Source organism: Kitasatospora sp. NPDC018058, assembly GCF_044327205.1.
GTDB lineage: Bacteria > Actinomycetota > Actinomycetes > Streptomycetales > Streptomycetaceae > Kitasatospora.
The window spans coordinates 107,653-120,578 of record NZ_JBIRFA010000011.1; the positions used below are offsets into that span (position 1 = coordinate 107,653).

Genomic DNA, 12,926 nt, shown 5'->3' on the forward strand with positions numbered 1-12,926 from the left:
TCCTCCTCCTTCGGTCAGGTGTTGCGGCCGGTGGCCTGGCGCGGGATCGTCGGGCGGACGCCGAGCAGCAGGGCCACCACCGGGACGGCGGCGTCGGCGCGGGCCCGGTCGAGTTCCCCGGCCGTCTCCGGCGCCGCCGGGGCCGCGCCGAGCGGGCCGGCCGCGACCCGGCCGCCGATGGTGGTGCGCACGCCCGCCTCCAGTCCGGCGAAGGTGCGGCGCAGCAACGGCAGGACGTCGGTGAACACCTCGGCGCTGACACCGGTGAGCCACTCGTCGAGCAGGGCGAGCAGTCGGGGGTCGTGCAGCAGCAGGGCGCCGCCGCCGGTGAGGAAGCCCTCCACCCAACCGGCCGCGTCCGCGGGGGCGCTGGCGACGGACAGCACCAGCCGCAGTCGGCGGCCGGCCTCCTCGGAGTCGAGCCGGCCGTCGTCGAGCAGCAGCCGGACGGCACGGCCGCGCAGCAGGCCGGGGGCGCCGGTGGCCGGTCCGCCGGTGGGTTCGCGGCGGGCCAGCGACTGCAGGGCGGCGGCCCAGCGGTCGGCCAGGCCGTCCGGGGCCGCGGTGTCACCGGAGTCGATCAGGGCGATCGCGCCGTGGACCTCGTCGATCCGGGCGCGCATCGCCGCCGCGCTCTCCGCGTCCAGGCCGACGCAGGCGGGCGGCAGTCCGACGCAGACCCGTTCGGCCAGGCCCGCCGCGGCCTCGGCGAGCGCGCCGTGGTCGGTGCCGCGCACATCGCCGTAGCGCAGCGCGCGGACCAGCGCCGGCAGCGCGCCGGCGAGGTGGGCGACGTCGGTGTCCAGGGCCGCGCAGTCGGCGAGCACCCGCATTACGGCGGGCAGCGCGCCGGACAGCCCGGCCAGCAGGCAGGTCTCCACCAGGCCGGTCAGCTCGGCGAGTTCGACGGCGGCGCGGGCGGTGCCGACCGCCTTGTCGGCAGCGGCCTCCTCGACCGTGGTGCCCCACTGGGCGGCCTCGGCGATCCGGACCGCGAACTCGGGCTGCCAGCACAGCCGCCAGCTCTCCCGGAAGGTGCCGGTGGAGGCGACCGAGGAGCGGGCGGGCACACCCCACTCGACGCCCAGCAGCCGCAGCCGGTGCAGCAGTCGGGAGCGGGCGGCGTCGGTGTCCTTGCGCAGGTCCAGGTCGAGGTCCTTGGGCGTGGCCTCGGGCTTGAGCCGCAGTGAGCGCTGCAGCCGGGCGAGGTCGCGCTGCAGCGGCACCGCCGGTGCGGCGTCCGGGACTTCGCCGAGCTCGTCGCCGACCACCAGGCGGTCCCGGACGAGTTCCAGCGCGACGTCCGAGCCCTCGCAGAGCACCGCGCGGACGGCGTCCAGGGTCTCGGTCAGCCCGGCGAGCGGGCGGCCGCGCAGCACCGCGAGGGTCTCGGCGAGCCGGACCGCCTCGATGACGTGCGCGGAGGAGACCGGGTGGTCCTCGGCGCGCAGCAGTTCGGCGGCCCGGGTGAGCCAGCGCGGCACCGGGTCGCCCTCAGTGGTGAACAGGTGGTGGTACCAGCCGGGTGACTGGATGCCCGCGCCGTAGCCGGTGGCCTGGGAGAGCCTGCGGTGCGTCCACGGGATCCAGGTGATGTCCGCCTTCACCTTCTTCGGCAGTTCCGCGAGCAGCGCCCGGTCGTGGGCGACGGTGGGCGTCTCCGCCAGCGCGGGGGCGTGGAAGGCCCCGCACACCACGGCGATCCGGCGGTGCCCGGCGCGGCGGGCGGCGCGGATCCGCTGGCGCATGTACGCCTCGCGCAGCAGGTCCCGGCGGGACTCGCCGAGACCCTCGGCACGGAGCGCGCCCATCGCCTCGGCGACGGCGGCGAAGGGCGCCAGCGCGTCGGCGCCGGGGGCGCGGTGCTCGACCACGTCCTCCCACCAGCGCTCGGGGTCGTCGTGCCCGGCGGCCTCGGCGAGCAGGGCCATCGGGTCGGCGGGCGGCTCGGCGACGTCGTCGGCCGCGTCCTCGGCGGTGGGCGCGAAGCCGTACCCGGCGGGCAGGTCGATGAAGCGGACCGGCAGGTCGTGCTCCACGCCGTACCGGATCGCCACCCACTCCGGGGAGAACTCGGCGTACGGCCAGAAGGCGGCCCGGGCCGGGTCGTCCACCGCGTGGGCGAGCAGGGCGACCGGCGGGACGAGGTCCTTCTCGGCGGCGAGGTGGACGATGCCGTCGGCCTCCGGCGGGCCCTCGATCAGCACCGCGTCCGGCTGCCACGTCGCCAGCGCGGCGGCCACCGCCCGGGCCGAGCCGGGGCCGTGGTGCCGGATGCCCAGCAGGGCGACCTCGACCTCACTCATGCGCCCACCTCGCGGGCCGCGCGGTAGAAGTCCTTCCAGCCGTCGCGCTCGCGCACCACCCCTTCGACGTACTCGCGCCACACCGCCTGGTCCGCCACCGGGTCGCGGACGACGGCGCCGAGGATGCCGGCCGTCACGTCCCCGGCGCGCAGCACGCCGTCGCCGAAGTGGGTGGCCAGGGCAAGGCCGTTGGTCACCACCGAGATCGCCTCGGCGGTGGAGAGGGTGCCGCTCGGGGTCTTCACCTTGGTCCGGCCGTCCACGGTGATCCCGGCCCGCAGCTCGCGGAAGACGGTGACCACCCGCCTGATCTCCTCGGCGCCGCCGGGCAGTTCGGGCAGTTCGAGGGAGCGGCCGAGCTGGTCGACCCGGCGGGTGACGATGTCGACCTCCTCCTCCAGCGAGCCCGGCAGCGGCAGCACCACGGTGTTGAAGCGGCGGCGCAGCGCGCTGGACAGCTCGTTGACGCCGCGGTCGCGGTCGTTGGCGGTGGCGATCACGTTGAAGCCGCGGACGGCCTGGGTCTCGGTGCCCAACTCCGGCACAGGGAGCGTCTTCTCCGACAGGATGGTGATCAGACTGTCCTGCACGTCGGCCGGGATGCGGGTCAGCTCCTCGACCCGGGCGATCTTGCCGTCGGCCATCGCCCGCATCAGCGGCGAGGGCACCAGGGCGTCCCGGTTGGGGCCGTGGGTGAGCAGCTGGGCGTAGTTCCAGCCGTATCGGACGGCCTCCTCGGGGGTGCCGGCGGTGCCCTGCACCAGCAGCGTGGAGTCGCCGCTGATCGCCGCGGCCAGGTGCTCGGACACCCAGGTCTTGGCGGTGCCGGGCACGCCGAGCAGCAGCAGCGCGCGGTCCGTCGCCAGGGTGGTGACGGCGACCTCCACGATCCGGCGCGGGCCGATGTACTTGGGGGTGATCGCGGTGCCGTCGGGCAGGTCTCCGCCGAGCAGGTAGGTCGCCACGGCCCACGGCGAGAGCTTCCAGCGCTCGGGGCGCGGACGGTCGTCCTGCGCGGCCAGCGCGGCCAGTTCACCGGCGAAGGCGTCCTCGGCGTGCTGCCGCAGAACGTCGGTCATGGAGACTCCTTCGGGTCGGCCGCCGGGCACACGGGTGGCCCGGCGACGGGGTGATCGGGGGGAGCCAGGTCGGCGTCACGGCCTGTGGGAACCACCCTGCAACGCGCCACTGACAACGGCCGACGACGAGCGGGCGGGCACCGGACGGACAGTCAGCCGCTGTCAGTGCCGCCGCCTACCGTCGGTCGCATGGAGGAACGCTGGAGCACCGAACACGTCCTGTCCCTGGCACCTGACGCCGCGTCGCGGAAGGCCGCGGGCAAGCTCTCCTCGTCCGCGCCCTGGTCCGGGACGGGCACCGACGGCGCCGCGCTCTGGGGCGAGTACCAGGGCAGCGGTCGGACGCCGTACCGCACCGTGATCGAACTCGCCACACCCGCCTACCAGTGCAGCTGCCCCAGCCGGAAGTTCCCGTGCAAGCACGCGCTCGGGCTCCTCCTGCTGTGGAGCGGCGCCCCCGAGGCCGTCCCGGCCGGCGAACCCGCCGACTGGGCGGCCGACTGGCTCAAGAGCCGCCAGGAGCGCGCCGAGAAGCGAGCGGCACCCCCGGCCGACCCGGAGGCCGCCCGCCGCCGGGCCGAGCGGCGCGGCGCCCGGGTCGCGTCCGGCGCGGCCGAGCTGCGGCTGCGACTGGCCGACCGGGTCCGGCACGGCCTGGCCGACCAGTCCACCGCCGGGCCCTGGGAGGAGGTCGCCGCCCGGATGGTCGACGCGCAGGCCCCCGGACTGGCCACCCGGGTACGGGAGTTGGACGCCCTGCCGCAGGAGCGGATGCTGGAGGAGTACGCGATGCTGCACCTGCTGGCCACCGCCGCCACCCGGATCGACGAGCTGCCGCCCGAGCTGGCCGCGACCGTCCGCGCCCGGGTCGGCTACACCCTGGACACCGCCGAGGTGCTGGCCGGGCCCACCGTCCGCGACCGCTGGCTGGTGCTCGGCAGCCGGGACGCATCCGACGAACGGCTCACCACCCGCCGGGTCTGGCTGCGCGGCGTCAAGACCGGCCGCCACGCCCTGCTGCTCGCCTTCGGCCGTCCCGGCCAGGCCCCCGACCTCGCCCTGCCCACCGGCCACCTGCTGGAGGCCGAGCTGGCCTACCACCCCGGCGCCCGCCCGCTGCGCGCCGCCCTGGGCACCCGCTACGGCGCGCCCGGGCCCGGCCCGGCCGGCGCGCCCGCCGGGCTCACCGTCGCCGAGGCGGTGGCCGGGTACGGCACCGCGGTGGCCGATGACCCGTGGCTGGACAGCTGGCCGACGCTGCTGGCCGAGGTCGTCCCGGTCCGCACCCCGGACGGCTGGCACCTGACGGACGGCCACCACACCGTCCCCGTCCGCGCCTCGGCCGTCCCGGAGGCGGCGCTGTGGCGGCTGGCCGCGGTCTCCACCGGCCGCCCGCTGACGGTCTTCGGCGAGTACGGCCACCAGGGCTTCGCCCCGGTCACGGCCTGGACCGCCGAGCACCGCCCGGTCGGCCTCACTTAGGCGTGTCGTGCGGATCCCTGCCGGGCCCGCCCAGATCCACGAGACACGCCTCACCTAGGAGCACCGAATGACGATCACCCAGGACCCTTGGGAAACCCTGCGGACCAGCGCCCTGCTCGGCACCGACCGTCGCCCGGTGCCGGCCACCGCCCTGCCGCTCGCCGACGCCGTGGACCCGGGCGACCCGGCCACCGCCCTGCTGGAGCTGGCCGCGCTGGCCACCGTCCGCCGCCGGGCCGGCGCGCTGCCCGTGCCGGCCGTCGAACCGCCCGGCCCGCCCGCGCCCGAGGACACCCGCCCCGAGCTGCCCGAGGCCGCCGCCCGCCGGCTGGCCGTCCTGCTCGCCGGGCGCGGCGCCGGCAGCGGCGGCACCCTGGCCAACCTGGCCGAGCTGCTGCCGCAGTGGCTGGCCACCGCCCGCGCCCAGGGCCTGCGGCCGCCCGCCGCGCTGATACCCGGGCTGCTCGACGCCGCCCGGGCGCGCAGCGAACTGCGCTCCGACGCCGTCGCGTTGGCCGGTCCGCCGGGCCGCTGGCTGGCCGAGCAGAACCCCGACTGGCGGTTCGTACTGCGCACCACCCCGCCCGAACCGGCCGGGCGGCCGGACGACCCCACCGACCACCGGCTCTGGCACGAGGGCCTGTTCGCCGAGCGGGTCACCCACCTCACCCTGCTGCGCCGCAGCGACCCGGCCGCCGGGCTGGAGCTGCTGCGGAGCACCTGGTCCACCGAGCGCGCCGAGGACCGGCTGCTCTTCCTGGACGCCCTGCAGGACGGCCTCTCCCAAGCCGACGAACCGTTCCTGGAGACCGCCCTCGGCGACCGCAGCAAGAACGTCCGGGCCACCGCCGCGGAACTGCTCTCCACCCTGCCCGGCTCCGCGCTCGCGCTCCGGATGGCCGAGCGGGCCCGGGCCGCCGTCCGCCTCGCCGACAGCGGCACCCATCTGCTGGTCACCCCGCCCGTCGAGTGCGACGAGCGGATGCAGCGCGACGGCGTCGCCCCCAAGTCCCCCACCGGGCGCGGCGAACGGGCCTGGTGGTTCGGCGAGGTGGTGGCGGCCGCGCCGCTCGCGACCTGGTCGCGGAGCACCGGCCTGACGCCCGAGCAGCTGCTCGCCCTGCGGGTCGGCGACAGCGTGGACGAGACCAGCAGCAGCTGGGCCGACGACCTGCGCGAGGCCTGGGCCCGCGCCGCCGTCCGCCAGCACGACGCCGACTGGGCCCGGGCACTGCTCGGCCCGGCCCCGGTACCGCCCGCCCGCGGCGCCGGACGGGCCCGCGCCCAGCGGGCCACCGGCGCCCCGGCCAAGCTGCTGGCGGTCCTGCCGCCCGAGGAGCGGGCCGCCTGGACGGCCGCCTTCATCGAGGTGCACGGCCTGGGCGAGGCCTTCCAACTGCTCGGCGCCTGCGCCGCCCCGTGGACGCCGCCGCTGTCCACCGCCGTGGTGACGGCGCTGGCCCGGGCCGCCGCCTCCGGCGCGTACCCGTGGAGCCACAGCGGGGTGCTCGGGATGACGGAGCGCGCGCTCGCCCCGGAGACGGCCGCCACGGTGGAGGAGCTGGCCGCCGGCGCCGCCCCCGACTCCGCCTGGTCGGAGACCTTCGCCCGGCTGGCCGGGACGCTGCGCTTCCGGGCCGCGATGCTGAATGAGCTGAGGCCGGCCGAACCGGCGCCCTGAGCCGCTCGCCCGACACGCGTCCCGAGCACGGCGGAGCGGGCCGGTCCGCACCGGGACCGGCCCGCTCCTCGCGTCCGGGTTCAGCTGGCGGTGCGCAGGTTGGCCTCGACCCAGGCCACCACGTCCCGGGTGGGCGTGCCCGGGGTGAAGATGTCCGCGACGCCCATCGCCTTGAGTTCGGCGATGTCCTCGTCCGGGATGATCCCGCCGCAGAAGACCTTGATGTCCTCCGCGTCGCGCTCCTTCAACAGCTCCAGCACCCGCGCGCACAGCGTCATGTGGGCGCCGGAGAGGATCGACAGCCCGATGCCGTCCGCGTCCTCCTGGATCGCGGTGTCGACCACCTGCTCGGGCGTCTGGTGCAGCCCGGTGTAGATGACCTCCATACCGGCGTCGCGCAGGGCGCGCGCAATGACCTTGGCGCCACGGTCGTGACCGTCGAGCCCCGGCTTGGCGACCACCACACGGATCGGCCCCGACACACTCATCACTGCCTCCTGGACCTCGTCGTCCACCATCCGACCGGACCTTGTGGGCCCACGGGTGCGGTTAACGCTCGATAACCAACCAACCTGAGGGGAGATTAGCGCCACCCGGCCCGGATGGCCGCGCCGCCTCCCAAGAGGAGGGCAAAGTCACAGCCCCAGGCCTTGCTACCAGCGAGTACACCCCTCCGCGGACCGTCCGTACAGACACCGGGCAGACCCCCGACCGCCCCCTTGACAACCGGAGGTTTTTCCGGGGCGTCGGCCATGCGGCTACAGTCACGGCTGTTTTCCCTCTCGCCCGACGACGTGCCCGAGGCCCACCGAGGAGGCAGCCCCCGATGACTCCCGAAGCAGCCGCCCGCCCGACCCGTGCGGAGCTGCGCCTCGCCGCCCGCGAGCAGTCCCGCGCCCAGCGCCGCGGCGCCGCCAAGGCGGCCACCCGGGCCGCGCTGTTCCGGGTCGCGGTCCCGTCGGTCGCCGCACTCGGGGTCGCCGGGGCCGCGGCCGTCACGGTGGTCCATGAGCAGGCCGACCGGGTGCCGTCGCAGGCGACGGCGGCCGACGCCCCGGACAACACGGCCGCCCGGCAGGCCGCACAGCAGGCGGTCACGGGCGACGGCCAGGCCCAGGCCTCGCGCGGCGACGCCCGCCAGCCGCTGGCCGGCGCCCAATCCGCCGACGCCCAGCCCACCGACACCCCGACGGCCCAGCCGACCGCGGAACCGGCCAAGCCCAAGGTGGTCATGCCGGTCGCCCAGCACGGCCTCGGCGAGCTGTTCGGCGCGGCCGGCACCCACTGGGCCAAGCTGCACACCGGCATCGACTTCCCGGTGGACGGCGGCTCCGAGGTCTACGCCGTCACCGACGGCACGATCCGCACGCAGTGGAACCCGTTCTACGGCTACATGTCGATCCTGAAGATGAACGACGGCACCGAGGCCTGGTTCTGCCACCTGCGCGCCTACAAGGTGCGCAAGGGCCCGGTGAAGCAGGGCGACGTGATCGCCTTCGTCGGCAGCAGCGGCAACAGCACCGGGCCGCACCTGCACTTCGAGATCCGGCCGCCGGGCAGCGGGCCGGTCGACCCGCTGCCCTGGTTCCTCGCGAACGGACTCGATCCGCGCTAGAGCTTCTCGACGGGCGCGTAGCGCAGCAGCAGCTGCTTGCGCCCCTCCGAGCCGAAGTCGACCGTGGCCTGCGCCCGGTCGCCGACGCCGGTGACGCCCACCACCGTGCCCAACCCGAAGGTGTCGTGGGTGACCCGGTCGCCGACCGCGAGCGAGACGGCCTCGCGCTCCACCACCTTGCCGGCGCGCCGCGCCGACTGGCCCCACCCCGCCTTCGGCGCGGCCGCAGCCGAGGAGGAGCGCGAACTCCCGCCCCCGGACGAGGACTTGCCCCAGGACGAGCCCGAGGAGAAGCCGCGCTGGACCGGCGCCTGCGCCGCGCCCGTCCGCTTCCACTCGACCAGCGTCTCCGGGATCTCCTCCAGGAACCGCGAGGCCGGGTTGTAGGCCGGCTGCCCCCAGGCACTGCGCAGCACCGAGCGGGTCAGGTAGAGCCGCTCCCGGGCGCGGGTGAGCCCCACGTACGCGAGCCGGCGCTCCTCCTCCAGCTCCTTGACCTGGTTGAGCGCCCGCATGTGCGGGAAGATCCCGTCCTCCATGCCGGTCAGGAAGACCACCGGGAACTCCAGGCCCTTGGCGGTGTGCAGGGTCATCATCGTGATGACGCCCTGCCCCTCCTCGTCCTCGTCGGGGATCTGATCCGAGTCGGCGACCAGCGCGACCCGCTCCAGGAAGTCGGCCAGCGAGCCGACCGGCGGCGCGCCCTCCTCCCCGGCGTCCGGCCGCTCGCCCGGGTCCTGCTCGTACTCCAGGGCGACGGAGGCGAGCTCCTGCAGGTTCTCCACCCGGGTCTCGTCCTGCGGGTCGGTGGAGGCCTGGAGTTCGGCCAGGTAGCCGGTCTCCTCCAGGACGGCCTCCAGCACCGCCGCCGGGCCCGCGCCGGACTCGACGACCTGGCGCAGCCCGGCCATCAGGGTGTTGAACTTCTTGACCGCGTTGGCCGAGCGCGCGGCCATCCCGTACGCCTCGTCCACCCGCAGCAGCGCCTGGGCGAAGGAGATCCGCTCCCGCGCGGCCAGCGCGTCGACCATCGCCTCGGCCCGCTCGCCGATGCCGCGCTTGGGCACGTTGAGGATCCGGCGCAGCGGCACGGTGTCCTCCGGGTTGGAGAGCACCCGCAGGTACGCCAGGACGTCCCGGACCTCCTTGCGCTCGTAGAAGCGCACCCCGCCGACCACCTTGTACGGCAGGCCGACCCGGATGAACACCTCCTCGAACACTCGGGACTGGGCGTTGGTGCGGTAGAAGATCGCGACGTCGCCGGGCTTGGCCTCGCCCTTGTCGGTGAGCCGGTCGATCTCGTCGGCGATGAACTGGGCCTCGCCGTGCTCGTCGTCCGCGACGTAGCCGACCACCTTCTCGCCGTGGTCGCCGGCCGTCCAGAGCTTCTTCTCGCGCCGGTTGGCGTTGCGCTCGATGACGGCGTTGGCGGCGCTCAGGATGGTCTGGGTGGAGCGGTAGTTCTGCTCCAGCAGGATCGTGGTCGCGTTCGGGTAGTCCTCCTCGAACTGGAGGATGTTGCGGATGGTCGCGCCGCGGAAGGCGTAGATCGACTGGTCCGCGTCACCGACCACGCACAGCTCCGCCGGCGGCACCTCGGCCAGGCGCCCGGCCGCCGGGTTCACGAACTCGCCGTCCACGGTGCGCTTGGGGGCGTCGGCCACCGAGCCGCCGGTCAGCTCGCGGACCAGGGTGTACTGGGCGTGGTTGGTGTCCTGGTACTCGTCGACCAGGATGTGCCGGAACCGGCGCCGGTAGTGCTCGGCGACGTCGGGGAAGGCCTGCAGCAGGTTCACCGTCGTCATGATGATGTCGTCGAAGTCCAGCGCGTTGGCCTCGCGCAGCCGCCGCTGGTACAGCGCGTACGCCTCGGCGAGCTTCTTCTCCATCGGGTTGGCGGCCTGGTCGGCGAAGGTCTCCTCGTCGATCAGCTCGTTCTTGAGGTTGCTGACCTTCGCCGTGAAGGACTTCGGCGGGAACTGCTTCGGGTCCAGGTCGAGGTCCCGGCAGACCAGCGACATCAGCCGCTGCGAGTCGGCCGAGTCGTAGATCGAGAAGCTGGAGGTGAAGCCCAGCACCTTGGACTCGCGGCGCAGGATCCGCACACAGGCGCTGTGGAAGGTGGACACCCACATCGCCCGGGCGCGCGGGCCGACCAGCGCCTCGACGCGCTCGCGCATCTCGCCGGCCGCCTTGTTGGTGAAGGTGATCGCCAGGATCTCGCCCGGCTGCACCCCGCGGGCGCCCAGCAGGTGCGCGATCCGGTGGGTCAGCACCCGGGTCTTGCCGGAGCCGGCGCCGGCCACGATCAGCAGCGGCGAGCCCGCGTGCAGCACCGCCTCGCGCTGCGGGTCGTTCATCCCCTCCAGCAGCTGCGCCGGGTCCACCACCGTCCGGGCGGCGCCGTTGCGGTACCAGGCGTCCCGCGCGGCCTCGGCCGCGTGGTCGGTCTGGAACAGCCCGTCCGGGATGGCCTCCTCGTACGCGTCGTACGGGACGTCGTCCTCGTACGGCGGGGGCTCCTCGTCGACGGCGTCGATGGGTGCGGCGGGCTGCTTCGACCCGGCGGCGGGTGCCTCGAAACCGGGGAGCGGGAGGTCGTCAAAGAGGCTATTCATGGCACTGACGAGTCTATGGCCACCCACGGACAAGCCCGCCCGTCCGGAGGAAACCGGGCGGGCGGGCTCACCGCGACATTCGATGACACCCGGCGGAGGGGCTCAGACCAGGCGGCGGGCGGTGGCCCAGCGGGTGAGCTCGTGGCGGTTGCTGAGCTGGAGCTTGCGCAGGACGGCGGAGACGTGGCTCTCGACGGTCTTCACCGAGATGAAGAGCTGCTTGGCGATCTCCTTGTAGGCGTAGCCGCGGGCGATCAGCCGGAGCACCTCGCGCTCGCGCTGGGTGAGGCGGTCGAGGTCCTCGTCCACCGGCGGGGTGTCGGTGGCGGCGAAGGCGTCCAGGACGAAGCCGGCCAGCCGGGGCGAGAAGACGGCGTCGCCGTCGGCGATCCGGAAGATCGCGTTGACCAGGTCGGTGCCGGTGATGGTCTTGGTGACGTAGCCGCGCGCACCGCCGCGGATGACGCCGATGACGTCCTCGGCGGCGTCCGAGACGGACAGCGCCAGGAACTTCACTCCTCCCTGCTCGCCCATCACGCCGACCGAGCGGCGCAGCACCTCGACGCCGCCGCCGCCGGGCAGGTGGACGTCGAGCAGCACCACGTCCGGCCTGGTCTCGGCGACCACGCGGACCGCCGAGTCGACGTCGTCGGCCTCGCCGACCACGTCGATGCCGGTCACCTCGGTACGGCCGATCTCGGCCCTGACCCCCGTCCGGAACATCCGGTGGTCGTCCACCAGGACGACCCTGGCCGTGCGCCCCCAGCCTTCGGCCGGGGGGACCCCCATCGGCGCTGCCTCAGTCATTCGTTCTCTCCATCTCCAGCTCGACCTCGGTACCGCCGCCCGCCGCCGGCCGCACCCGAGCGGTGCCGCCGTTGCGCTTCATCCGGCCGATGATCGACTCCCGTACGCCCATCCGGTCCTCGGGCACCGTGTCGGGGTCGAAGCCGGGGCCGTGGTCGCGGATGAACACCGACACCGTCCTCCCCTCCACCTCGGCGTAGACCTGGACCGGTCCCCCGCCACCGTACTTGGCCGCGTTGACGGTCGCCTCCCTCGCGGCCTGCATCTGTGCCGCGATCCCCTCGTCCATCGGGCAGTCGCCGACGATCACCAGCTCGACCGGGACGCCGTGACGGTCCTCGACCTCGGCGACGGCGGCGCGCAGGGTCTCCGCCATGGTGTCCGGCGCGGCCTCGGCGGCGGCCTCCGGGCGGTACAGCCACAGCCGCAGCTCACGCTCCTGGGAGCGCGCCAGCCGCAGCACCTCCTTGGGGTCCTCGGCCCGACGCTGGATCAGGGTCAGGGTGTGCAGCACCGAATCGTGGATGTGCGCGGCGATCTCGGCACGCTCCTGGGCGCGGATGCGGGCGGTGCGCTCGGCACCGAGGTCCTGCCACATCCGCAGGCCGTACGGGCCGAGCAGCACCAGCACGCCGGCCAGCACCGCGAGGGAGGCCTCGATCACCGAGCCGAGCGTGGAGCCGCTGCCCTGCATGGCGAGCAGCGCGATGGTGCCGGCCACCGCGAGCAGCACACCGGCGCCGACCCGGGTGTAGGCGCCGCGGCGCTTCTCGCCCTCCTCGATGCCGAACCAACGCTGCCAGCGCGAGTCGTCGGCCTGCCGCCAGACCAGCGCGACGCCGACGCCGATCGCCAGCAGCGGCCAGGTGTACGGCTTGGCGGTCTGCACGCCGAGCACGTTCAGCAGGGCGATCAGGCCGATCACGACCATGACCAGGGCGGCGAGCTGGCCGATGCCGCCCTGCCCGGTCTTGGCGGCGGGCCGGTCGGCGGACTCGCCCTCGGCGGCGGGCGCGGCGACCGGCTCGCCCTGGAGGGCGTGCTGGAGCAGTTCGCGCAGTCGGCCGACCCAGCCGCCGCCGGACTTGGTCAGCGGGGTGCCCGGTCGCAGCCAGGCCGAGGTCGGGATGTAGACGCCGTTGACGTTCACCCAGTGCGTGCCACCGCGCTGCGAGGGCTCGCCGATGCCGATCGGCACCACGAACCAGAACGCGGCGTACAGCAGCGCGCCGATCCCCTGCGCGAAGAACAGCAGGACGAAGGCGAGCCGCACCCAGCGGACCGGCAGCCCGAGGTGCACCGCCAGCCCGTGTGCGACGCCGCCCAGCATCCGCCCCT

9 protein-coding genes are annotated in these 12,926 nt (G+C 74.7%); 3 read left to right on the top strand and 6 right to left on the bottom strand.

All coding sequences use genetic code 11. The annotated features are described in order from the left end of the window. Window positions 1-14: 14 nt before the first annotated feature. Both ACH4E7_RS17695 and ACH4E7_RS17700 read right to left on the bottom strand, forming a co-directional pair. Entirely contained in the window at window positions 15-2,306 is a 2,292-nt protein-coding gene (locus ACH4E7_RS17695; protein WP_396249967.1) for a DUF5682 family protein, read from the bottom strand. Then, a complete protein-coding gene (locus ACH4E7_RS17700) occupies window positions 2,303-3,385 on the bottom strand; it encodes an AAA family ATPase (RefSeq protein WP_396249968.1) in 1,083 nt (360 codons plus the stop codon). Before ACH4E7_RS17700 ends, ACH4E7_RS17695 begins: the two co-directional genes overlap by 4 nt. 189 nt (window positions 3,386-3,574) lie before the next feature. Between ACH4E7_RS17700 and ACH4E7_RS17705 the strand changes: the two genes are divergently transcribed. Both ACH4E7_RS17705 and ACH4E7_RS17710 read left to right on the top strand, forming a co-directional pair. Then, window positions 3,575-4,867: an SWIM zinc finger family protein gene (locus ACH4E7_RS17705; RefSeq protein ID WP_396249969.1), complete on the top strand. Its 1,293-nt coding sequence runs from the start codon at window positions 3,575-3,577 to the stop codon at window positions 4,865-4,867. A 67-nt stretch (window positions 4,868-4,934) separates the two neighbouring features. Then, window positions 4,935-6,548, top strand: coding sequence for a DUF5691 domain-containing protein (locus ACH4E7_RS17710; RefSeq protein ID WP_396249970.1), 1,614 nt, complete (start codon window positions 4,935-4,937; stop codon window positions 6,546-6,548). Window positions 6,549-6,628: 80 nt separating this feature from the next. Here ACH4E7_RS17710 and ACH4E7_RS17715 read toward each other — a convergent pair whose 3' ends face one another. Further along, complete coding sequence (locus tag ACH4E7_RS17715) at window positions 6,629-7,036, bottom strand: cobalamin B12-binding domain-containing protein (protein ID WP_355669695.1); 408 nt, start codon at window positions 7,034-7,036, stop codon at window positions 6,629-6,631. A gap of 338 nt (window positions 7,037-7,374) precedes the next feature. Here ACH4E7_RS17715 and ACH4E7_RS17720 point away from each other — a divergent pair, with 338 nt between their 5' ends. Beyond that, window positions 7,375-8,163 (top strand): M23 family metallopeptidase, encoded by a 789-nt coding sequence (locus ACH4E7_RS17720; RefSeq protein ID WP_396249971.1) that lies wholly within the window; start codon window positions 7,375-7,377, stop codon window positions 8,161-8,163. On the opposite strand, the gene pcrA is transcribed toward ACH4E7_RS17720, so the two are convergent. From pcrA to ACH4E7_RS17735, 3 genes are all read right to left on the bottom strand, one after another. Further along, a complete protein-coding gene (gene pcrA / locus ACH4E7_RS17725) occupies window positions 8,160-10,781 on the bottom strand; it encodes a DNA helicase PcrA (protein ID WP_396249972.1) in 2,622 nt (873 codons plus the stop codon). The genes ACH4E7_RS17720 and pcrA overlap by 4 nt on opposite strands. Before the next feature lie 102 nt (window positions 10,782-10,883). Then, window positions 10,884-11,588 carry a LuxR C-terminal-related transcriptional regulator gene (locus tag ACH4E7_RS17730; RefSeq protein ID WP_396249973.1) on the bottom strand — a complete coding sequence of 235 codons (705 nt, stop codon included), beginning with the start codon at window positions 11,586-11,588 and terminating at the stop codon, window positions 10,884-10,886. Continuing rightward, the gene (locus tag ACH4E7_RS17735; protein WP_396250063.1) at window positions 11,581-12,918 is read right to left on the bottom strand and encodes a PspC domain-containing protein; all 1,338 of its coding nucleotides are present in this window, start codon (window positions 12,916-12,918) and stop codon (window positions 11,581-11,583) included. Before ACH4E7_RS17735 ends, ACH4E7_RS17730 begins: the two co-directional genes overlap by 8 nt. Between the last annotated feature and the right edge of the window lie 8 nt (window positions 12,919-12,926).

Excerpts from the sequence above, each read along its gene's own strand:
- ACH4E7_RS17700 (WP_396249968.1), bottom strand. The coding sequence starts at position 3,385 with ATGACCGACGTTCTGCGGCAGCACGCCGAGGACGCCTTCGCCGGTGAA.
- ACH4E7_RS17705 (WP_396249969.1), top strand. The coding sequence starts at position 3,575 with ATGGAGGAACGCTGGAGCACCGAACACGTCCTGTCCCTGGCACCTGAC.
- ACH4E7_RS17730 (WP_396249973.1), bottom strand. The coding sequence starts at position 11,588 with ATGACTGAGGCAGCGCCGATGGGGGTCCCCCCGGCCGAAGGCTGGGGG.
- ACH4E7_RS17735 (WP_396250063.1), bottom strand. The coding sequence starts at position 12,918 with ATGCTGGGCGGCGTCGCACACGGGCTGGCGGTGCACCTCGGGCTGCCG.
- ACH4E7_RS17715 (WP_355669695.1), bottom strand. The coding sequence starts at position 7,036 with ATGAGTGTGTCGGGGCCGATCCGTGTGGTGGTCGCCAAGCCGGGGCTC.
- ACH4E7_RS17710 (WP_396249970.1), top strand. The coding sequence starts at position 4,935 with ATGACGATCACCCAGGACCCTTGGGAAACCCTGCGGACCAGCGCCCTG.
- ACH4E7_RS17720 (WP_396249971.1), top strand. The coding sequence starts at position 7,375 with ATGACTCCCGAAGCAGCCGCCCGCCCGACCCGTGCGGAGCTGCGCCTC.
- ACH4E7_RS17695 (WP_396249967.1), bottom strand. The coding sequence starts at position 2,306 with ATGAGTGAGGTCGAGGTCGCCCTGCTGGGCATCCGGCACCACGGCCCC.
- pcrA (WP_396249972.1), bottom strand. The coding sequence starts at position 10,781 with ATGAATAGCCTCTTTGACGACCTCCCGCTCCCCGGTTTCGAGGCACCC.